Source organism: Sphingobacterium alkalisoli, assembly GCF_005049105.1.
Lineage (GTDB): Bacteria > Bacteroidota > Bacteroidia > Sphingobacteriales > Sphingobacteriaceae > Sphingobacterium > Sphingobacterium alkalisoli.
In genome coordinates, this window is record NZ_SUKA01000007.1 from 68196 (window position 1) to 88802 (window position 20607).

Here is a 20607-nt window from a genome sequence, read left to right on the forward strand (position 1 = left end):
TAATGCGATTAAAGGACAAAAAACATATTGCGCTTAGCTTAGTGGGACTTCTATTTGCCAGTGCTCTTCACGCTCAATTGAAAGACAAATCAATGTTTGCTACCGCACTTAATAAAGCACTGCAAAGTAAAGATACCACAGGGCTTTCGGCATTTCTGGCGAACAACTTCGCCATCGCGGGTCATACGGGTCAAGGAGCACAATTTCGTTTGCACCAAATCTTAAAAAGTTATGCGGGCCAGGAGGTGCGTTTTATCTCCGAAGAGAAAGCTACTAAGGGCAACGTCTTGACCTACCAAGTGACGAAAACGGATGGTTCCAAAACAAATACGCAGGTGTTAACCGATACAGCTGGTAAAATTCGCCACGTCGAACTGTTTGATCAGCTCTATGGCATGACACGCCTACCTAAATCACGCCTACGCGCGAAAATCCCGTTTACTAACCGTAACGGATCAATTATCCTGCAAGTACATATCAACGATTTCCAAAGACCATTACAACTCCTTTTTGATACAGGTGCCGATGGGATGGCTGTTCGAAAATCCTTAGCCGACTCCATTGGCCTCCAGGTAACGCGCACCAATAACGCTTCGGTCGTAGGCGGAAATATGGAGATATCCGTTTCAGACAATAACACCATCCATTTAGATACCTTGATATTAGGCGGACAGGGCATCGCTATTTTCCCGGAAATGAGCCGCGATGCGGACGGTATTATCGGCAACAGCCTGCTACGTCGTTTTATAACCCATATCGACTACGACAAGAATGAACTGTCTCTTTACGATTTTGGCACACATACTTATACAGGCAAAGGAAATACGGTGCCTGTCACGATGCCTTCGGGAGTGGTAATCTTACCCGGACAGTTGGAAATTGTGCAGGCAAAACGTTACGATGGTCAATTTGTGTTTGACACCGGTGCTTCTTATGACTTAATCTGTTTTCGTTCTTTTGTACGAGAAAACAAATTGCTCGTTAGTGGTTTTAGACCAGATGCACAAGGAGCTACGGTAAGCATGGGCATCAATTCGCCTACATTTGTCGGTCGGAGCTATGGTTTCGCATTAACCCCATTAGCACCGATGAAAAACCTGCCAGTAACACTTATGGGTGGCAACGCCACGAATGAAAACTGGAATCCCGGATTTGACGGGTCGATTGGTATACGCTTATTGAGCCGATATAATATCACCATCAACATGGCAGAAAATGAAATCTTCTTTTCACCCAATAAACTACATGAGTTTCCCGTAGATTTCATCCTCAAGGACTATCTCTTCGGTTGGGATAATCAAGGGACATTGCGTGTATTGGGCAGTTTTGGCAAAAGCACGGAGGACGGTGCCGTTGAGACTGGCATGGCAGTTGTATCGATCGAAAATTTTGCGAGTTCAGACTTCGTAAAAAAACCTGCGCGCATCGATGAACTTCGTGAACGAGCAAAAAAAAATCCGGTAATACTAAAAACCGTCGATCAAATTGAAATAACCTTATAATCTAAATTATAGTATAACATGCTAAAAATTAAAAAAGCACTGCTGTTGTTGTTACTTTCCGCTTTAGTCTGGGAAACGGCTTTAGCGCAGAAAGAATTTAAGCCTTTTGAAGGACGTTTTGAAGATGTCAAAACCCAGGCTCAAAAAGAAAACAAGCTTATCCTCATCGACCTCTATTTCGAAGGTTGTATGCCGTGCAAAAAGATGGATCAGGAGGTATTTCCCAACGAGAAGGTACTGGCCGTTTTAAATCCAAATTATATCACCTACAAGACAGATGTCTTTAAAGAGGAAGATGGAAAAAAATTATCAAGAAAATACGCGGTGTCGGGTTTCCCAACTTATATCCTAATGGACGCCAACGGCAATACGATCCTGTTGGAATCAGGTTTTCTAGGAGTTGATCGCTTTATTCCGTTGCTGAAACGTGGAATGGAGCTAAAACAGCAGGGCATCTATTTAACTTATGACACCAATCTGGATAAAGAATATCCCGCATTCTACAGTGATCGCTATTTTAAAACCGGCCATCGGATTTCTGCCGAAGCGCTTAACAATTTTATGGATCAGCAAACGGACGCATTCGATGAGTTAACCTACACCATCGGTTCACTGGGCATGTCGGCAAAATACAATGCATGGATATTTCAACATATACCAGACCTACGTGGTAAATATGGCGACAACGGCTTACGCAATGCCGTAACCGCCACAGCCCAGGCCAAAGCAAGGAAATTTGGTACTGCACACCAATTGGATAGTTTGCAGCATATGCTGGAATACGTGAAGCCCGTATTTACAGAACGCCTTTGGACTGTATATCTGCCGAAATGGATAACCGAATTTTATAAGGCTGATCAAGATGCGACACGCTACCTGGAACTGATTGCCAACTATGACTTGTATCAAAATTGGGAACAACGCAGCAATGCGCTGGGGCAGGTAATCATCGATCAGCGAAATAACCAGCCACTGCTCCAACAATTAAAGGAGGAGTACGCCCAGCAGCAAAAAAAAGAAGTATTACACTTTACGGACACATATAAAATAGCCGTACTGGATATCTTCCTCGGAAATTTTGAGGAAGCAGCGATAGCACTTGCAACTTTGGAAAAGATGGATTTGTCGACGCAGTATCCAAAATTAGAGAAGGCAGATTTGCAGTCTATGAAAGATGCATTAATAGAAAAAAATAGCGCGGCTTTGGTAGCGAAGGACCTGCAACGACCACTACCCTTTTCAATGGATTAACAGTATTAAAAAAATAAATAGATGAAAAAAGTAATTGTATTATTTCTAGTGGTGTTACTCGGCAACACCACATTTGCACAGAAGCCCAGTAATATCAATGGGACTGCAGACCCCAAAACCGTAAAAAAAGTAAGTTTGGGCAAAGTGCTCAACGGCCACGTCGTAGAAATTGGAACGTCCATACCCGACAGTCTAGGTCGTTTTGCCTTTCGATTTACTCCGGGGTATGAGGGACTGTATACCCTAACAATGGGTAATACAAATAACATATTAAACGTCCTCCGCTTTTACTTTAAAGGGAATGACGACCTTAACCTCGCGGTAACTCCTACCTTTTATGAATTAATTGGTAAAAACAGCAAGGAAAACCAAACCTTGTACCAATGGGATCAATACACACAAGATATGCGGGCAAAGGGTCTTACGCCTGGCGGGATGTCGACCTATGTTGACTTCTTTCCCGAAGTAGAAGAAATGAAAGTCAAGCTCGGTGGTCTTAAAGCCAAAGCGAAGACCGGAAACAATCGGTTTGATACATTTTTTGCAAAGCTGGTCGATTATGATTTTGCATTCTACGCGATCTCCCATTTATATATGCCACGTTCGGCACATCCGAGTGCTGAAGAGATGAGCGATTATTATACAAACTTCCAATCGGATAATTTTTTGACAGCAGATTTGCTACGCTTTCCTTATGGCGATCGTTTTCTATCCAGTCTAGTATATAGAAAAGTGGATTTTAAAAATAAGCCGACCTTGGCCGACCAAGTCAATGCGATTCCGGCAGATGTGCTTAAAGGCCAGTTTATATTGCAGCACATGGAGCGTGCGCGCTCGTACAGCGATTATATTGCGTTGAACGACGAATATGCCAAGTACTTAACTTTGCCCGAACAAACTGAAAGAGCAAATGCGGTGGCAACAAAACTAGTTGATACCAAAGAGGGGACAAAAGCCTTCAACTTTAGTTATCCGGATCTCAGTGGCAAAAACATTTCATTGGCCGATCTTAAAGGTAAGGTTGTCGTCGTCGATGTATGGGCGACATGGTGTGGCCCCTGTAAAGCCGAAGAACCGCATTGGGAGAAATTGAATGAAGAATTCGAAGGCAAAGATGTTGTTTTTGTGGGCGTATCGGTTGATCAGGACAAAAAGGCCTGGGAAAAGTATGTTCCAGAAAAGAACCTGAAAGGCATACAACTTCATGCTGGACCAGGCAATGATCTTTCCAAAGCTTATAAAATAACAGGGATTCCACGCTATTTAGTTATTGACAAAGCCGGAAACATCGTAACCCCGGATAGTCCAAGACCAAGCGATCCAAAGTTGAAAGAGTTATTGAATACTTGGTTAGCGAAGTAACAAAGCAAGCATAAACAATTCAAATTGGATATCAAAGAAGAATTATCGACGAACAAAACACGACTAAAAACGAGAAACAGCAGTTAGCAACCTATTGCCAAAAGCGGGACTGAAGGGGTTCACAGATCATCAAGTTTACAACGCATACCTTCGGCTCACAACTTTTGTCTATTTTTACATGAACGTATTACGTAATTCGAATGTAGCCAACGGTTAGCAAAAGGATCGAAAACAGCTCTATGAAATAAATGGGAGATACGGTAAAAAAGTAGTGATAACCAATTTTAGGAAGATGGCAAAAACTAAATGAACGGAATAAAAAAACAGAGAGGATCCAGACGCTATTATAAAAAATTAGCGACAGAAAATGACCTGGATAAAGCGACTTGGTTTGACTTTGATAATCCTGAAACTTGGTTTGAGAATTGGCACTTACATTTTGACTGGAATGGTTATGGTAATAACTGTTTTAAAAGACGAAAACCACATCTCGACAAGTTGTTTAGACACTTTGATATACTTGTTGACAAGACAAAAAGGCTGAAAACAGACTTTCAGCTATATTCAATTTTACTCGACTTTGCCAGTTGTAATGATGTATTATTCCTACATACAACAAATCCGAATAACAGTCAATTTCCATTTACAATTTCAGACTTACAATCAACCACAACATTAACAAATAGACGGCTGGATGATTATATCAATAAGTTAGACGGCTATGAAAAGCTTTACGGACAAGCCGACGAAGCCTTCTGCCTAATATACAAGAAAAATGTAGGACAACCTTTTTGACAGAAGAAGGACTATTTAAAGATTTTATAGGCAACATAGTTGAGTTGGGCTATGAACAGACAAGAGATTTTTACAATTTGGAGTTTGGTTATCAACACTTTTACTACAGACTTGCCGACAGTTTAACAAGAGCTGAATTTAAACAAATGCTAACTGAGAATAAATTTGAACTGATTGACAAATGGGAGGAATAAAAGACTTTTGGATTTGGTTCGTAGCAAACGAACCTACTTTCTACAAAGCTGTAAAAACAGGCAAAAATATAGAAGATGACTTTTTTAATAAACTCTCATCAAAACTTGAAGAATTAAAAGACGGTTTTTTTTATCTGACAGGAATGTGTGACGACAATACAGCCGAATTAATATTTACACCTGATGGAGTGTTGAAGAACATCGTTTTTGTAGAAGAACTTGTAAGTTCAGCACCGATAATTCCGAATTGGAAATTCACGGCTTTAAAACCTGCCCTTGATATTGAGAATGTTGGGATTAGAATGGCAGATTACCGGTTTGACAGTGAAAACCTTTCATTTTATTCCATTGAGCACAAAAACTATCCAGATGAAGTTGATATAGTTGTAGCTCATAATGACTATAAAGAAGATGATAAATCAACAATTATCAATGGCACATACTTATTCGTTGACAATTATCTCGGAGAACTCAACTCAGTTACAAGCATTGACAACTTAACCGTGATTTCAAAAGACCAAGCTGAGAAAGAATTGCTTCCAATTGCTAAACTTAAAAGCTATCTTATTTGGAGGGAAAAAGAGTTTATAGAAAAATATAGTGGTGTTCGATACAAATCGGAAAATGATACTTATTCAAGTTTAGAAGCTACGCTAAATAGCGGACTTCCGTTATTAGCAATCATCAACACAACTTTGCTTGGTTGGGAAAACAAAGCATCCCATCCTTGGATCTTGAAAGTAGAAATAAAATACGATGGCAAAAATCGTAATGGCATGCCGGACAATGAAACTTATGAATTATTAAATAGATTCGAAGATGAAATAATGCTCGAGCTTAAAGACTTTGAAGGATATTTGAACATCGGCAGACAAACAGCGGACAGCGAGAGGGCAATTTATTTCGCCTGTAACGAGTTTAGAAAACCATCTAAACTACTTCATATCTTGAAAAATAAATATATAGGTAAATTAGACTTGACCTATGAAATATATAAGGACAAATATTGGCAATCTTTTGAAAGGTTCATGCCGATCTGACGAAAATCATAAACTAAAAGACAAATGGGATTTGGATTTAATTTATTTTTCCTTTTTATTCTCCTGCCCTTATCGGGTATTCTATTAGTAATCTGGCTAATATCAAAAAAATCCATCTTTGGTAAGGCCCTTGGCCTGATCTGGATCGGAGTAACCGCCATGGGATTGTTATCAGTAACAATTCAATGGTTATTTGCGCAGAAGGTTTTGTCTAAAAATGATTACTACGGTACATACGTAATTGATCGCGATTATTTCAAAGGGCGACAGGCTGATTGGCAGTATAATAGTTTTCGGTTTGAAATACGAAACAATGATTCGATTTATTTTTATGTAACAGATAAAGATAAAATAATCAACACCTTAAAAGGAACTATTCAGACAGTAAAGCCATACGAATCGCATCGATTAATTATAAATATGGAACAGCCTGGTCATCATATTTTAGCGACTGATCCGACAACATACAGAAATGCATGGAATTTTTTCTTAGTTTTTAACTCGAAAAAATTTAAGAATATGTATTTCAAAAAGGGAAAGTGGAAAAAATTGGAATGAGACCCGGATTCGTTAATTTATAAATACAATAGCAAAATAAATGCACATTCGCTATATTTAGACAATGAACAAAACATATGGGACTATTAAACCTTTTCGCAAGAGAAAATAACAACTCAAAATCACCTCTTCAGCGAAAGCAAGCGTCTGAAAAGATTTTAAAGCAACTTGGCATCCCCTATATAGACCATTTGCCTTACATTGAATCGGAAGAGGAAGCAAAAATCCGTACGGCACAAGATATTACAAAGAGAGTACTAATACTAGCCTACTTACTTTACATATTAGAAGTACCGCAACAAAAAGATAACATAACCAACTACTTCAAGGAATACGATATATGGGACCACGTCTCGCCTGATGAAAGGAGGTTATTAGAACTGGACAATTGGGATGAGCAGGATAAAACTAACGTATCATGGCGTGCCGAATCTTTATGGGTATTATTGTGGAGTATTAGATTGGTCGACAAATTGACACTAAAAGATGATTTTGTCAATGCTCAAGCGATCATTGAAAAATTGCCGGAATTTCTGAGTGATCCGTCCGAATTTATCCGTCAAGTCCGGATCCGTGCTACCGTAGATATCTTGGATTTTTCAGACTTGATCTATCGCGCACATTGGGCTGTTCGCAACGCTTACCTAGAAGGTAAACCTGCCCCCGCTGATCTGTCAAGTAGTACGGTAATGGAACGGCACTATGCTATCAATTGGATAACGTTCCAAGCTGATGAGTGGGATGAGGTGACAACAGATACATAAAATATCATTTACAAATTGTACCCTGATATTCGACCAGCTGCAGTCTATCCTCCATAACTGGTAAATGTCTGCTTCGGAATAATCCCTCCACTCGCACCGGTATATGCAAATCGCTGGCGCGTGGTCTTGGTTCCGTGCCCTTTCTTTTTGCCACGAGGTAATCCGAAGAGGATGTCTCTATTGCCCCCGTCTGGCATCAGTAGAATTGTGCCTATAAAGATAAAGACGAATATCCAACGCCTGACTATCCGCAATACCGATATTGAACTTTTGACAGCCTCCCACTGTAAAATTTTCAGCGAAAATGAAATTTTGTCCCTTCACGGGCCGTGTATTTGCTCTGGCATTCCTGTTGCTGTGCAATTAACGAGCATATGTTCATTGGTTTAATTAATATTAAAAGTTTATTCATCAAATTTTAGGAGGAAACACTATGACATTAGTTAAATTTAATCCCGAAAAAAAGAACAACGCATTAATGCCAGGCTTTAATGATGTTTTGGATTCCATCTTTAATGACACCTTTTTTTCAGACCGCATGGTAACACGGGTGCCCGCTGCAAATATCAGTGAAACAGCAGACCATTACCTTGTGGAAATGGCCGCTCCAGGTCTAAAAAAAGAAGATTTTCAACTCAATCTGGAAAGGAATTTGCTAAGCATTTCTGTAGAACAACCTAATGAAGACAGAGAGCAACGTGCGAATTTTACCAAGCGCGAGTACAGCTACAGTTCTTTTGTACGCTCATTTACCTTGCCAGACGGCGCCGATGAAAACGGCATACAGGCGACTTATAATGATGGTATATTAGCTATCCTTATCCCAAAAAGGGAAGAAGCGAAGACAATACGCCGTCAAATTGAGATCAAATAATCTGTAAAAATATTAGTCGCTAAGAGCTACCTATGGGTAGCTCTACTTTTTTAATTCTGATGTATGGAAACTCATTTTGAAATCTCATTAAATATGAAGACGCTCAAAGGTTTAGAAACCTACGCCAGTTTCTATTTAGGAACCGACCAACTTTTCGCCACACGCCTTTTTAATATGATGCAGGGAGAACGTGAAATCATGAAAAACGCCATTATAACCGTCGATCTGACCAAAAAAGAGGATGGAATCCCGTTTACATTGGCCGCTCTATACTGCAACTGCGAGCATCTCGCTTATAATATAAAAATAATCACTAAGGAGATTTTTAAAAAACTCAACTTGGAAGAGAATAAACTTTTGTAAAAAAGCTAAAGTTTGCCGTTTTTAAATCATCGATTCGCTTAAGTGCTTTTTATACTATGTTTATATCTTCTTGGTCGGACGCAAGGTCGCTGCATTTTTCAGGACGGGAAGCCAGATATCTCCTTCATCTTTATTTTTTTATTTAAATCTATCAGTCTTTTATATGATATTTCCCATAACTTCCTGCGAACCCAACCATCAGTTTGAATGCCATCAGTACAGTTAATGTGTTTAGCGGTATCGGTAATTCGGCATAAAAACTCAGAAGCAATGCAACGACAGCAAAAAAAAATACACTTATCTGTAATTGGAAAACGGAGTTTCTGAAAGCAACTGCAATAGTTGCTCCTGACATTGCAATACCCATTACTATGGCTACGGGCAGGTAGACCCCATTGTAAATGATTGCCAAAGCCAAAGTTTGCAGCGCGTGAAACCAAATAAAAAAATGTGGAGATAAACCAGCTTCTTTATAATAATATGAACTAGTCAAGACTTAATCTGACAATTTGTTCTTGAAAACCTCAAGTATGAATAGAACTTATCACTAAAATGTGAGGTTACATGCTCGTCGTAGATTCAAGCTATGATAAGCAACGTCCTAACAGTTCTAATGCTGGGCATAAAAAAAGCGTTCCGATTCAGAACGCTTGTATATTTTGAAGGACATAGCTATCTCGGCAACGGATTTCCCGAGGCAACTTAAAAACTATTTCAAGTTCCCGACCTCTTCGATAGTAAGTGCCTAGAGTTTCTCGACTTTGCTTCGCAGAGTCCTTCGGAGTTCTTCCGCAGAAAGTTCCGTAAAACGGATTATCTGCTCTATTGGCAGTCCATCGTTCTTCATTTTTCGAGCAGATTCAATAGCCCTTTTTCGCTCGCCTTCGGCAAGGCCTTCAGCAAGTGCTTCCTTTTTAGCCTGGGTTAAATTTAACACATGCGCCTCTTCTAATGCCCGCTGCTTCTCTTCTAATGCTTGCCTTTGTGCCTCCAGTGCCTGCTGCTTCGCCAATAACGCCTGCCTATCTTCCTCTTGTGCCTGCCGGACGGCTTCCGCGTCCCATTTGCGCTTTAAACTGATATCATACATATATCGCTCCTCCTTTGTCAATTTTGCGTAGCTCGCCAGCTGGAAAAATCGCTGGAAAACGCCCGAATTCAGTATCCGGGGCAACTTTTTTAACGTGGACATATTCTTGAGCATAAAGAATACCTTGTCCAGCTCGCTCTCCAACTCTGCTTCGCCTTTTACAAAGTTAATGAGTTCCATGTAAATAAACCCCAATCCTTCGTAAAACTCTTGAGTTGAATTTGCATATTTGGCAATTTCAACGAAAGACTCTTACTGGCCATATAAATCAAACGCCTTCAGCAAAATATTTCTCCCGAGTCTCTATTGCACAGGCAGATATCATGTGTTACAGCCCCAGTTCCTGGAGCATTCGGCTATAGTTATTCATAAAGTATTTGGTTAATCTATACTGCTCGGTATCTTCATAGCCCACCTGCTGTAATCCATCTTCCGTAACCTGATAGATGTCGGCATCGGGATAAGCCAGCAGGATCGGCGAGTGCGTAGCGATGATAAATTGTGACCTGGCGTTAACCAGTTCCCGGATCCGCGTGAGCATATTCATCTGGCTAACGACCGACAGTGCAGACTCCGGCTCATCAAAGATATAAAGCCCATTCCCATACAGCCGGTTGTGCAGAAGTGCAAGGAAACTCTCCCCGTGTGAACGCTCATGAAGAGACCCACCATAACTATCCTGAACCAGATAATTGTCTACCGCTGTAGCTACATTATAGAAGCTCTCTGCTCTTAAAAAGTAGCCGTCTTTATTCCGATACCCTGTACGTATGAGCTGAATATCTTCAAACAGTACGGAATGTGAATCCTGTGTGCTAAAATTGAAATTACTGCTCCCTCCTTCCGCATTGAACCCCGCATTGATCGCGATGGATTCGACCAACGTTGATTTGCCGGAACCGTTTTCACCGATGATAAATGTAACGGGGTTCCGGAGGCTCAATTCATCAAGCTTGGCGATAGACGGAATATTATAGGGGTAACTATTCCGCTCGGCTGTGGGTCTGTTATTCCGTATCTGGCTGATATAAATCATGGATCGATAAATTAAACGTAAAGATAAGGATGAAATAAGATCATATAATAGTAAGTTTCACTATATTTATTTCGGTAACAGTTGTAATCGGTCATATTTGAAAAACTTGAGAAATTAGGTGATAGATGAAAAAATATTTTTGGATTATCGGAATTTTAATAATAATTGTATTTCTATCTATTCCAATTTTTCACATTTTAAAAACCAAATGGAATGAAAGGGAAATAAGTATCGAAATACCAAAAGGTTATACAAATGATGCAAGTCAACTGAACTTAACCAAAATTGATACCATTATCCAAGTTCCGACCGACAAAAAAGAGATTGAAATTCAACTCAAAAAAGCGTTCAAATATGCAAAAGAAAATAATCTAAAAATTTCTATTGCTGGTGCAAGACACAGTATGGGTGGACACACTATTTATCCAAACGGAATGGTGTTGAATATGCTTCCTTACAAGCAGATGGAACTTGACACCATAAACAATATTTTAACCATTGGTTCTGGTGCTTTGTGGGAAGATGCTTTAAAGTATTTAAACAAATATGGAAAATCAATTTCCATAATGCAAGCATTCAGTTCATTTTCAATAGGCGGTTCAATAAGTGTAAACGGACACGGTTGGCAAAAAGATTTACCACCAATTTCATCAAGTGTAATTTCTTTCACTTTAATGAAAGGAAATGGCGAAATTATCACTTGTAGCAGACAAGAAAATCAAGAACTTTTCAAATTAGTAATTGGAGGCTATGGATTATTTGGCGTTGTTTTAGACATAAAATTAAAAGTTGTAGAAAACGAAGCCTTGCAATACAAATACATTCGTTTAAGTCCTGACAATTACGTAAAATATTACAAAAAATACATTTCAGAAAATCCAAATGTAAATCTCGTATTTGGTAGATTACGGATTTCAAACAAACATTTTTTAGAAGAAGCAACATTAAATTTCTTTGAAAAAGTTGACGCAGCTATACCTATTTTACAAAATGGGAAAAGCACCGAAACACAAAGGTTGGTGTTTCGAGGAAGTGTGAACAGCGAATATGGAAAACGTCTTCGTTGGGATTTGGAAACAGGAATGAATAAAGTTTTTAAAAACGAAATTTATTCAAGAAATGAACTTTTAAGCGACCACGTTTCACTAATTGAAAATAAAGACACTTCTTCAACCGACTTACTTCAAGAATATTTTATTCCTGAAAGGAATTTTAATCAATTCATTTCGGATATGAAACCAATTTTGAGAAACTCAAAAATAGACTTGCTAAACATAACCATTCGTGGCGTTCATCAAGACAATGACAGTTATTTGAACTACGCAAGAGAAAATGTATTTGGTTTTGTAATCTTGTTCAACCAAAAGAAAACATACAAACAAGAAGCAGAAATGAAAAAATTGACAAGCCAACTTGTAGAAGTCGCACTAAAAAACGAAGGAACATTTTATTTGCCTTATCGTTTACACATTGACAAAGACAAAATGAGAAAATCTTATCCAAACGCCGACACGTTTTTTCAATTAAAACTGAAATACGATCCGACCGAATTGTTCAATAATAAGTTTTATGAACACTACAAATAAAAACAGCCACTAACATCGGGCGACTTCTACCTCTCTCCCAAAAATAGTAAACATATTTCTCAATTGCCACTTTATAGAGACTTTCACTTTCGTCTTTAATTCGTGTTTTATTTGTTAGCAAACCTCGAAACTTCTTATATATAAAAAAATTGAAAGGTATGTCGTAGTGGATACGTGGTTGTCATTCTAATTGTACTCTGTTCCGGCCAAATCTTATATATTACTTTTCATGAAAATTTGTGTTTCCCACAACCTTAAGAAGTCATCTCGATAGACATCGCCTAATGGTATCGCTTGATCATCAACGAAGATCGTATGAGTATCAAATCTATCGATATACGAGATATTAACGATGTATGATTTGCTGACCCTGATAAATTGAGAAGAAGGCAACTTTTTATGAATTGTTTTAAGATTCATGGCCGTCAGTATTTTTTGCTCCTTTACATAGATAACAACATAATCCTTCAAACCTTCGATAAATTTGATATGTTTAAGTACCACTTTTTTGAATTGTCGCTCTGCTCTAACGAGAAGGAAATCCTGAAGGTCGTCGCTATCTCCACAACTGGAGTTTATGTCACGAACTCCGCTCCCTCCTCGATACTGTTTTACTTTAGCGATAGCTTTTTCCAATCGACCCTGATCGATTGGCTTGAGGAGATAATCCAATGCATCAACGTTGTAACTTTCCAGCGCGTATTGCGGATAAGCGGTTGTAAATATGATACTTGTGTGGAAGGGAATACGGGTTGCAAAACTTAACCCATTTACTTTAGGCATTTGAATATCCAAAAAAATGATATCGGTTTGTCTTGTTTCCAAAAATTCACCAGCATAAAACGCATTAGAATATAGGCCTATAATTTCGAGGTCGGAACAGGTTTCGATAAGATACTGGAGTTCTTCCCTAGCAAGAGGTTCGTCATCTACGATGATACAAGTCATAATGGAACACTTAAGTTTATACTATATTCGTTTGTCGTTTGGGATATATTTAATGTGTATCGGTTCTTATAAAGCAATTCTAATCTGCGACGGATGTTAAACAGACCTAGGCCACTCTCCTCCTTTGTTACGCTAACATCGAGCGCACGAGAATTTCGACAAATAAACGTTGCTGCTTGCTTAGATACAATAAAATGCACAGCGATGAAAGACGGGTTGCTGTAGGGATCCGAACTGTGTTTAATCGCATTTTCGACAAATGTAGTAAAGAGGTTTGGAGGTAAAAACAGACCTTCGATGTTTATCTCTTCCTGTCCTGTGTCTATATCGATACTAACCTTAAAATTGTCTCTTCTAATCTTTTCTAAGTTTAGGAAATTGGAAATAAACTCTACCTCAGAAGCAAGAGAGACATTTTCGTCGTTCTTTCCATACACTTGATATCTCAAAAAATCAGAAAGTCTCATGATTACCTGCCCCGCCAATATGGGGTTTTTACGCGTCAAAGTCTTTACGTTGTTCAGCATATTAAACAAAAAATGGGGGTTGATTTGATCTTTCAATGCAGTGAGTTCAAGTTTGAGAGAAAGTTGATTGAGTTCCGCTATTCGTACTGAGTCAGTGGCCCATCGCTGAAATAGCTTTATAGATGTACTTGTTGAAATGAGTAGAATAGTTATATAAACACCTTCAACTAGATTCGGCCAACTAATAGGTCTACTTGGCACGCCAAAGGCCGACAAATAAAAATTCAAGGATGCTCTAATAAAAATTAAGGCTAGAAAATCCAGTAAACATAAAATAAACAGATACAGGATATACTTCCCTTTCATAAGATAGATAGGGACCAATAGATACATGTTAACATAAAACATCAATATTAAAAATGAATAGATAACAACCAAAATGGGTATATGATGCTGCCCATCATACGCAGTGAAGCTCCTATTATAGAGAAAAAAAAGGAAAAGGAATAGAAACAAAAAATGTCGAAAGAGCCTATATTTCTTCTCCGTCAAGAAAAGCATCAACGGTTTGTTTTGAAAATTGGTAAGATTATTGTCCATATATCTATCCTTAAATATCACATTTACCTGCAAAGATAAAGTATGCCATTTCCTTTTTTTTGGATTTTATACGAAACATCCAAATTTATCTACAAGATATCCGTTAATATAATTTTGTAGCTATTTGGTATAAAAGAAAAAAGCTTCATACTGTAACTGTCTATCTTCGTGTACAACATGCAGTTTTCTGCATCGGGCTCCGAGGTTATCATTAGAAATTAAACAAATAGAAGTTTTTATGAACGGTATAGAAGAAGGAATGGATATCATCATCGAAGTATTTAAAACTAACGTAGATAATCACGAAGATGCTCACCAAATCATAGACGCGCTAAGCAAACTGTTGAATTCGATCCGGGTGACGATCGATTTGGAGGATTGCGACTGTGTGCTACGGGTAGAAGGTAAAGCTTTCGCAGCAGAGGAAGTTATAACTGTTTTACACCTTCACGGATTCGATTGCGAACTATTGATTTAATCTCAGCGCACGCTCTTTAGTGCAGGGCGATTCCAAGGTTACGAAAGAGGTAATCTCCCATTCACGGTGGTCGCCCGCGAACCTTTATCTATCATTTAAGTCAGTTATGTAACATCGATTTTTTAACTTGCAATTTATATCGAACATTAATTGTAAAAATTCACTTTACAAGTTACCAAATTTTCCGGTAAATGGTGCCAGACATTCCCAAGCTAAGCAACAACAGAAGTTTCTTCGGACATTGTTTAAAGTATTCTTAGAATAGATTATATGAAAGGCCAAAATTAAAATACATGGAACCATTGCGCTTCGTAATCAGTGTATAATCTGAGGATTTAACATTTCTTTCTATTAGCCGCGCATTTATCGGATTCGAAATACCTCCACGAAAAAGGAGATACAAATTTCCAAAAAAGCGGTGTTCATATGTTAAGCCACTTCGAATAGAAGCTTCGTTGAATTCATATATGCCGTCAAGTTTGTCCGTACCGAGAGTCACATAGTTTCTGTCTGCAAATATTTCGCTACCCATAAATAGTAAACCATTTACAGATATTCTTCTTTCTAAAAATATTTTTTGAGGAAAAAGTAGCTCGAATGTCCACGGAGAGCCATTGACATGTCTTTCATAGGCTACCATAGGCAACGCTGGGACGCGTGAAGATCTGTCAATAATGCCTATTAGGCCGATGGAGAAGTTTTCCGTTGGTGAACGCTTTAAAATCATCGTTGACGTTATCATTCCCCGTATGCGACGCATGTCAAGGTGATCGCCATCTCCTGTCAATGATCCGGTAAATACAGTCGGATTATTGAAAAGACTAGAGATATACATCGTGTTTAATGATCCGGACCAATATTTCAAATCAATATCATTATTTATAGATGTCCCATTTAAAGGCGTAATGCTCATATCCCCTGTTGTCTGACTATAGTATCCTGATATTGTTGCGATAAATTTTCTATTTATCGCCATAACAGGTAGGTTTACGGCTATTTTCGCACGTTGCAATTCATTCACTTCCCCTTTTACATCAGTTGAAAAATCTTTCGTATTAAAATTACTACTATTAAAAGACTCAATCTGAAGACCGACAGTTCGCGTGTTGGGAAATCGCTCAATAATTTGTCTGACCTTCTTCATTCTAACGGTGTCCCTCGTTTGGGTATAACCAAGATAGTTGATTGAAAGAAGAAGAATAAGCAGACGGAAACGTGCAATCATTTTACTTTTTTATTTGATGAAGCACAAAATAATATAAGAATAACGTCGCTTTTTTTGATTTTAGACGAAGCAGGGTAACTATTATACCAATCGTGTTAAATGGGAACAATCGTGGGAGGGGTACTAACCAAACCATTGCCCTATCTATTTTTTATAGCAGGTACATCATCTATTAGGATTTAGGGAGAAAGTGCATTTAAAGCTTATATTCCACTGCCATACTGACTGATGTTGACCCTCTTGATCTGCATCGTTATATAAATTTACTTAATTTTCAATTTCTTTAAACGTTCTTTTGCTGAAGGAATGACATCATCATCATCTTCATAATTATTAATCACACTTTCCAATGTACTCTTTGCCTGGAGACTATTGCCTTTGACAGCATAGGTATCTGCAAGCAGGAGGAAGCTCTTGGCCACCCAGTAATCATGCGCCCCCATATTATTGATCACATCAAAGGCTGTTTCCTGTGCTTTGTCGTATTCCTTGTTTTTATACTGCAGTTGCCCGGTGCGGTACCGTGCCTCTGCGCCGACTGCCGTTTGACTCTTGAGCGCCGCCAGATTGAGTTCCTTCGTGGCTGAAGACACATTGCCTTCCTGCAGCATGGCTCGCGCACTGTACAAGTGGGCTTTGGCGATGTCTTCTTCTGATGACCGGTTGTAATTCTTTATCAACGTCGCATACTTGGCCACCTGCTCCAAGTCACCGATTTGGAAATAGCAAATCATCAGGTTAGTTACCGCGTAGTTATAGTTTTCTTTAAATTCTGAATTAAGCTCTAGTTTTTTGAGATGCACGATGGCCTCGTTGTATTTCTCCAACTCTAGATATAACGCAGCTACCGTTAGCAAGGTGCTCTCAGTATACTTGCTTGTCCAGTCGTTCAGGATAATGTTCAAGTCGTGTAGCGCTTCTTTTGGGTGTCCGGTCCGGTATAAACTCACCCCGCGGATATAACGGGCATGTTTTTCCTTTATGGGTTTCGGAAATTTATCAAAGTATGCATTGATCGCTTCCACAGCCCCTTCATATGACCCCTTGTTAAATAAAGAGTAGGCTACCTGGAAAGTGAAGTTATCCTGATCTGCCGCACTCAGATCACTGACATCGGTATTGGTCGCGTAATGAATATAACCGGAAGCATCTCCTTGATCCAGGTAAATATTTTCAATGGAACGCAATGCTTGTCGTGCTTCATCTGTTGTAGCATGTTGCTCCACCACCTTCCGGAAGGAAGCCTTCGCTTCTTCGGTCTCACCTTTATTGTACTGGACAAGCCCGATGGTCATCAACGCCCGAGGTACATAGCTGCTTCGGGGGTATTTTTTAACCATCTTCTGTAGCCCTTCGATGGCGGTATCGTAATCTTCCATTGTGAAATACGTGTACGGGACCTCAAAGGCCACGTCATCTGCATAGTTCGAACCGGGGAATTGCTCCACAACAGATCGCAGCGTGCTGATCTTGGTTTCATTGTCGCCCTGCAATCCATACATAATACCTCGCTGAAACAACGCGTAGTCTTGATTAGAAGCTTTACTGTTAATCAACTGATCAAAGTATCGGTTGGCCCGGCCATAATTGCGCAAGGACAAATACGAGTCACCTAAACGTGCGATCACGTCATGCCGTACACTTTCCTCTATCGAACTTCCATCGGTAGCCAAAAAGCGTTCAAAATAATCAGCAGCCACGCTAAAGCTGTTGTTGCGAAAAGCTGCATAAGCCAGGCCATAGTGCGCATAACTGTATACATCGGTATTTCTTGCAGCGGGCATCAGGAGGAATCGGGAAAAGCTTTCTACCGCCTCCTTGTATTTGCGTACTTCATACATCGCCTCCGCTTTCCAATACGTGGCCAACGCTGCCATTTCTGGATCGATCGGGAATTTTTCAGATCTCATAAACATGGATATGCTATTTTCGAAAGCACGCTCATTATAAAACTCCAACGCACGGTAATACGTTGCTTTTTGATAGGTTACATCGGCCTCGCGGCTCCTTTTCTTTAACGATTCCAGCATACTTACTCCCGCGTGAAAATTACTCGTACCCAACAAGACATCTATGGATAATGTTTCCGCACTCTCCGGTTTCTTGCCATCACGATTAATATCCACATGTTTCTTGGCAATATAGTCTTGAAGTATTTCTAGGCCAACTTGGGCGGAGTCCAATTCATATAAGACTTTGGCGTAGTTATACAACGCAATTATTTTCAATTCCGGATCGAGATCCATTTTCGTCGCTTTGAGAAAAGCATTTCGGGCACGCTGTTTATCGTTGGTCTCTATAGCGATATTGCCCAAAGTAATTATAGCGCCCTGATAATAGGCATCCGATTTTTCCAAACTCTCCAAAATAGAGGTCGCTCTTGGATACTCCCCTGCACGGTAAGCTAGATAACTAATTCGGTAATTGTCGATATTGTCGCGTGAAGCATTGGGATTCCGTTTAAGAAGTTCATCATTGTAGGCTTGTTTGAAACCATTTATTGAAAAATATGTAGCAGCGGCAACCTGCTGTAGCTCATTCTCGATCGCTTCTCTGTTAATACGCATATCCGGACTCCGACGGGCCTTTACGGCATCGGCCAGTATCGGCCGGTAATCACGTACGACATCAATGGAATCCACAACTTGAGTTTCCTGTGCATACCCCATAATTAGCAAAGCTGAAAAGACCCCGGTAAGCAGGTATTTCAGGTAGTTATAGCCGGTGCTTTCTTTCAATATCATTGCTCGTCTCTATTTCTAAATTTATCCAAAACGTTCCTTCGCCGAAGAGATAATATTGTAATCTTCTCCTAAATAGCTATAGTCAAAACTAAAGAATTCCGTTCAATTATGTGAATAGTGAGCAAAAATGGATCCTAAAAACCTGAGTTCGATTATTAAGCTGCGATTTGGGCAGTTTTTATTGTTTGACACCTTATTGCGACGAGCGAACAACACGGTCTTCAGTTTCATTTTTATAGCTTAAGTACAACTACGTTACGCAATTGTGAATCGCGAATCATTCTGTATATCCGAATTGCGTAAAAGGGTCTTTAACACCGGGTAAAATTTCAATTTCTTGATTCTTTTAGCTGCTTTAATTTTTCACTAATCAACTTTATACGATGCCGGGAATGTCGTTTGTCAGGCGGAATGCAGGTTCATGTCGTTGTATCTAGTTACAACATCTAACTGTTTGATTTTTATCGTAGCAATAAAGATATCATTTTCTTACATAGCTGTTGAAGATTTATGGAAATGATCTTATAAATTCATCTTAATAAAAAGCTAATCAAGAACAGGATGAACTTAGGATATTATATTTTCGCATTATTAATATTAATAATTATCGATGTCAAAGCCCAGAACAGTAAATCCTATGACAATTCTTTCAACGAAATTGAGCTTACGGATCGAGCTGATGTTGATCAGTTTTCTTTCATTTCAAATTACCTTAAGGACATAAGCCATGTAGGATTAGGGGAAGCCTCTCATGGAACACAAGAATTCTATATAGCAAAAAGTATATTAATTAAATATCTTGTTAATAACTTAAATTTTAAAATTATTGCTTTTGAGATGGACGAACATGTAGCAAAAGACCTTAATAATTTTGTGATTGGTGGAGTTGCCGACATCAGTACTACGTTGAAAAACTATGGTTTATACAACTCTATTGAACTAAAAGAATTACTCGAATGGGTTAAAACCTATAACTCAAAACAAATTCAAGATAAATCCAAAGTAAATATTATTGGCTTTGATAGCAAAGAATTTTGGCCTCGCCCGTTTGAGAGGGACAGTCTAATGGCAGACAATTTATTGCAAAAATCGCCAAAGCAAAAGTGTATCATATGGGCCCATAATTCACACTTAATCAAAAGTAATACGTGGGATGTAACGAATTCGAAGGTGAAAGCCATGGGAAATTACCTTTCAAATAATCTTAATGAAAAATATTATTTCATAGCCCTCGACACAAAAAAAGGGTCATTCAATGTGATAGAAGGGGGTGATCTAAAAGAGTATAGTTTCGAAATTAATAAAAAGTCACTGCACGAGGAACTCTCTAATTTCTTTGTAGGGTTCGAGAATTATAATCTAACCAATATTTATGATTTAACCCACATAAATTCTAATTGGCAGGGTCCTCCACAAACGACACCTTCTAAATTGGGGGTAGATTTTGATGCTCTAATATTTGTAAATAAAACTTCAGCCGCTAAACCAATTGAATAAAAGGCAAAATACATTTTTTTGACTGCGACATTGGACGCCGTTATTTGGGTTGCTGAACTTTCATTTGGTGAAGGCCTTGCTCGCATAATATAGCATCCGTTTCTTGAGATTCGAATGAAGGCTGGTCTGCATCTCGATCTCCTGCCCCATACTGGTCTCGACCATCAGATCGCTATCCATACTCGGCATAGGAAAGCTTTTGGGAAGCCCTAAAAGCATGTCCTATTTTTATA

The 20607-nt window shown here is 39.0% G+C and carries 22 protein-coding genes; 13 read left to right on the forward strand and 9 right to left on the reverse strand.

Annotated features, from left to right (window positions below; all coding sequences use genetic code 11):
- Positions 1-2 precede the first annotated feature (2 nt).
- From FAZ19_RS19240 to FAZ19_RS19275, 8 genes are all read left to right on the forward strand, one after another.
- Positions 3-1502, forward strand: a complete 1500-nt coding sequence (locus FAZ19_RS19240; RefSeq protein WP_136822394.1) for an aspartyl protease family protein — start codon at positions 3-5, stop codon at positions 1500-1502.
- Between the two features lie 18 nt (positions 1503-1520).
- On the forward strand, positions 1521-2753 hold the full coding sequence (locus tag FAZ19_RS19245; RefSeq protein ID WP_136822395.1) for a thioredoxin family protein: 1233 nt from the start codon (positions 1521-1523) through the stop codon (positions 2751-2753).
- A 21-nt stretch (positions 2754-2774) separates the two neighbouring features.
- Complete coding sequence (locus tag FAZ19_RS19250; protein ID WP_136822396.1) at positions 2775-4115, forward strand: TlpA family protein disulfide reductase; 1341 nt, start codon at positions 2775-2777, stop codon at positions 4113-4115.
- Between the two features lie 306 nt (positions 4116-4421).
- Complete coding sequence (locus FAZ19_RS19255) at positions 4422-4910, forward strand: hypothetical protein (protein WP_136822397.1); 489 nt, start codon at positions 4422-4424, stop codon at positions 4908-4910.
- On the forward strand, positions 4907-5104 hold the full coding sequence (locus tag FAZ19_RS19260) for a hypothetical protein (RefSeq protein WP_136822398.1): 198 nt from the start codon (positions 4907-4909) through the stop codon (positions 5102-5104). The genes FAZ19_RS19255 and FAZ19_RS19260 overlap by 4 nt, the downstream gene beginning before the upstream one ends.
- The gene (locus tag FAZ19_RS19265; protein ID WP_136822399.1) at positions 5092-6144 is read left to right on the forward strand and encodes a DUF695 domain-containing protein; all 1053 of its coding nucleotides are present in this window, start codon (positions 5092-5094) and stop codon (positions 6142-6144) included. Before FAZ19_RS19260 ends, FAZ19_RS19265 begins: the two co-directional genes overlap by 13 nt.
- Positions 6145-6168: 24 nt before the next feature.
- Positions 6169-6702 carry a hypothetical protein gene (locus tag FAZ19_RS19270; protein ID WP_136822400.1) on the forward strand — a complete coding sequence of 178 codons (534 nt, stop codon included), beginning with the start codon at positions 6169-6171 and terminating at the stop codon, positions 6700-6702.
- Positions 6703-6779: 77 nt separating this feature from the next.
- Positions 6780-7466 carry a DUF4272 domain-containing protein gene (locus FAZ19_RS19275; protein ID WP_136822401.1) on the forward strand — a complete coding sequence of 229 codons (687 nt, stop codon included), beginning with the start codon at positions 6780-6782 and terminating at the stop codon, positions 7464-7466.
- A 44-nt stretch (positions 7467-7510) separates the two neighbouring features.
- Here FAZ19_RS19275 and FAZ19_RS19280 read toward each other — a convergent pair whose 3' ends face one another.
- Positions 7511-7720 carry a hypothetical protein gene (locus FAZ19_RS19280; protein ID WP_136822402.1) on the reverse strand — a complete coding sequence of 70 codons (210 nt, stop codon included), beginning with the start codon at positions 7718-7720 and terminating at the stop codon, positions 7511-7513.
- Between the two features lie 179 nt (positions 7721-7899).
- Between FAZ19_RS19280 and FAZ19_RS19285 the strand changes: the two genes are divergently transcribed.
- Positions 7900-8340 (forward strand): Hsp20/alpha crystallin family protein, encoded by a 441-nt coding sequence (locus tag FAZ19_RS19285; RefSeq protein ID WP_136822403.1) that lies wholly within the window; start codon positions 7900-7902, stop codon positions 8338-8340.
- A 63-nt stretch (positions 8341-8403) separates the two neighbouring features.
- Complete coding sequence (locus tag FAZ19_RS19290) at positions 8404-8703, forward strand: hypothetical protein (RefSeq protein WP_136822404.1); 300 nt, start codon at positions 8404-8406, stop codon at positions 8701-8703.
- Between the two features lie 151 nt (positions 8704-8854).
- Here FAZ19_RS19290 and FAZ19_RS19295 read toward each other — a convergent pair whose 3' ends face one another.
- From FAZ19_RS19295 to FAZ19_RS19305, 3 genes are all read right to left on the reverse strand, one after another.
- Positions 8855-9196 carry a hypothetical protein gene (locus tag FAZ19_RS19295; protein WP_188876172.1) on the reverse strand — a complete coding sequence of 114 codons (342 nt, stop codon included), beginning with the start codon at positions 9194-9196 and terminating at the stop codon, positions 8855-8857.
- Positions 9197-9448: 252 nt separating this feature from the next.
- On the reverse strand, positions 9449-10030 hold the full coding sequence (locus FAZ19_RS19300) for a PD-(D/E)XK nuclease family transposase (protein WP_262709355.1): 582 nt from the start codon (positions 10028-10030) through the stop codon (positions 9449-9451).
- Positions 10031-10121: 91 nt separating this feature from the next.
- Complete coding sequence (locus FAZ19_RS19305; protein ID WP_136822407.1) at positions 10122-10829, reverse strand: AAA family ATPase; 708 nt, start codon at positions 10827-10829, stop codon at positions 10122-10124.
- Between the two features lie 125 nt (positions 10830-10954).
- Here FAZ19_RS19305 and FAZ19_RS19310 point away from each other — a divergent pair, with 125 nt between their 5' ends.
- On the forward strand, positions 10955-12415 hold the full coding sequence (locus tag FAZ19_RS19310) for an FAD-binding oxidoreductase (RefSeq protein WP_136822408.1): 1461 nt from the start codon (positions 10955-10957) through the stop codon (positions 12413-12415).
- Between the two features lie 213 nt (positions 12416-12628).
- Here the strand turns inward: FAZ19_RS19310 and FAZ19_RS19315 are convergent, their stop codons facing one another.
- Complete coding sequence (locus tag FAZ19_RS19315; protein WP_136822409.1) at positions 12629-13363, reverse strand: LytR/AlgR family response regulator transcription factor; 735 nt, start codon at positions 13361-13363, stop codon at positions 12629-12631.
- Positions 13360-14430, reverse strand: coding sequence for a sensor histidine kinase (locus tag FAZ19_RS19320; RefSeq protein WP_136822410.1), 1071 nt, complete (start codon positions 14428-14430; stop codon positions 13360-13362). Before FAZ19_RS19320 ends, FAZ19_RS19315 begins: the two co-directional genes overlap by 4 nt.
- Before the next feature lie 238 nt (positions 14431-14668).
- On the opposite strand from FAZ19_RS19320, the gene FAZ19_RS19325 reads away from it, so the two are divergent.
- Positions 14669-14908 carry a hypothetical protein gene (locus FAZ19_RS19325; RefSeq protein WP_136822411.1) on the forward strand — a complete coding sequence of 80 codons (240 nt, stop codon included), beginning with the start codon at positions 14669-14671 and terminating at the stop codon, positions 14906-14908.
- 256 nt (positions 14909-15164) lie between these two features.
- Here FAZ19_RS19325 and FAZ19_RS19330 read toward each other — a convergent pair whose 3' ends face one another.
- A complete protein-coding gene (locus tag FAZ19_RS19330; RefSeq protein ID WP_136822412.1) occupies positions 15165-16133 on the reverse strand; it encodes a hypothetical protein in 969 nt (322 codons plus the stop codon).
- A 263-nt stretch (positions 16134-16396) separates the two neighbouring features.
- Positions 16397-18877 carry a tetratricopeptide repeat protein gene (locus tag FAZ19_RS19335; protein ID WP_136822413.1) on the reverse strand — a complete coding sequence of 827 codons (2481 nt, stop codon included), beginning with the start codon at positions 18875-18877 and terminating at the stop codon, positions 16397-16399.
- A 561-nt stretch (positions 18878-19438) separates the two neighbouring features.
- On the opposite strand from FAZ19_RS19335, the gene FAZ19_RS19340 reads away from it, so the two are divergent.
- Positions 19439-20374 carry an erythromycin esterase family protein gene (locus FAZ19_RS19340; protein WP_136822414.1) on the forward strand — a complete coding sequence of 312 codons (936 nt, stop codon included), beginning with the start codon at positions 19439-19441 and terminating at the stop codon, positions 20372-20374.
- Between the two features lie 60 nt (positions 20375-20434).
- Here the strand turns inward: FAZ19_RS19340 and FAZ19_RS23975 are convergent, their stop codons facing one another.
- Complete coding sequence (locus FAZ19_RS23975; RefSeq protein WP_169305710.1) at positions 20435-20593, reverse strand: hypothetical protein; 159 nt, start codon at positions 20591-20593, stop codon at positions 20435-20437.
- Positions 20594-20607: the final 14 nt, after the last annotated feature.

Coding starts and splice junctions, on each gene's coding strand:
- FAZ19_RS19240 (WP_136822394.1), top strand. CDS start 3: ATGCGATTAAAGGACAAAAAACATATTGCGCTTAGCTTAGTGGGACTT.
- FAZ19_RS19245 (WP_136822395.1), top strand. CDS start 1,521: ATGCTAAAAATTAAAAAAGCACTGCTGTTGTTGTTACTTTCCGCTTTA.
- FAZ19_RS19250 (WP_136822396.1), top strand. CDS start 2,775: ATGAAAAAAGTAATTGTATTATTTCTAGTGGTGTTACTCGGCAACACC.
- FAZ19_RS19255 (WP_136822397.1), top strand. CDS start 4,422: ATGAACGGAATAAAAAAACAGAGAGGATCCAGACGCTATTATAAAAAA.
- FAZ19_RS19265 (WP_136822399.1), top strand. CDS start 5,092: ATGGGAGGAATAAAAGACTTTTGGATTTGGTTCGTAGCAAACGAACCT.
- FAZ19_RS19270 (WP_136822400.1), top strand. CDS start 6,169: ATGGGATTTGGATTTAATTTATTTTTCCTTTTTATTCTCCTGCCCTTA.
- FAZ19_RS19275 (WP_136822401.1), top strand. CDS start 6,780: ATGGGACTATTAAACCTTTTCGCAAGAGAAAATAACAACTCAAAATCA.
- FAZ19_RS19285 (WP_136822403.1), top strand. CDS start 7,900: ATGACATTAGTTAAATTTAATCCCGAAAAAAAGAACAACGCATTAATG.
- FAZ19_RS19290 (WP_136822404.1), top strand. CDS start 8,404: ATGGAAACTCATTTTGAAATCTCATTAAATATGAAGACGCTCAAAGGT.
- FAZ19_RS19305 (WP_136822407.1), bottom strand. CDS start 10,829: ATGATTTATATCAGCCAGATACGGAATAACAGACCCACAGCCGAGCGG.
- FAZ19_RS19310 (WP_136822408.1), top strand. CDS start 10,955: ATGAAAAAATATTTTTGGATTATCGGAATTTTAATAATAATTGTATTT.
- FAZ19_RS19315 (WP_136822409.1), bottom strand. CDS start 13,363: ATGACTTGTATCATCGTAGATGACGAACCTCTTGCTAGGGAAGAACTC.
- FAZ19_RS19320 (WP_136822410.1), bottom strand. CDS start 14,430: ATGGACAATAATCTTACCAATTTTCAAAACAAACCGTTGATGCTTTTC.
- FAZ19_RS19325 (WP_136822411.1), top strand. CDS start 14,669: ATGAACGGTATAGAAGAAGGAATGGATATCATCATCGAAGTATTTAAA.
- FAZ19_RS19330 (WP_136822412.1), bottom strand. CDS start 16,133: ATGATTGCACGTTTCCGTCTGCTTATTCTTCTTCTTTCAATCAACTAT.
- FAZ19_RS19335 (WP_136822413.1), bottom strand. CDS start 18,877: ATGATATTGAAAGAAAGCACCGGCTATAACTACCTGAAATACCTGCTT.
- FAZ19_RS19340 (WP_136822414.1), top strand. CDS start 19,439: ATGAACTTAGGATATTATATTTTCGCATTATTAATATTAATAATTATC.
- FAZ19_RS23975 (WP_169305710.1), bottom strand. CDS start 20,593: ATGCTTTTAGGGCTTCCCAAAAGCTTTCCTATGCCGAGTATGGATAGC.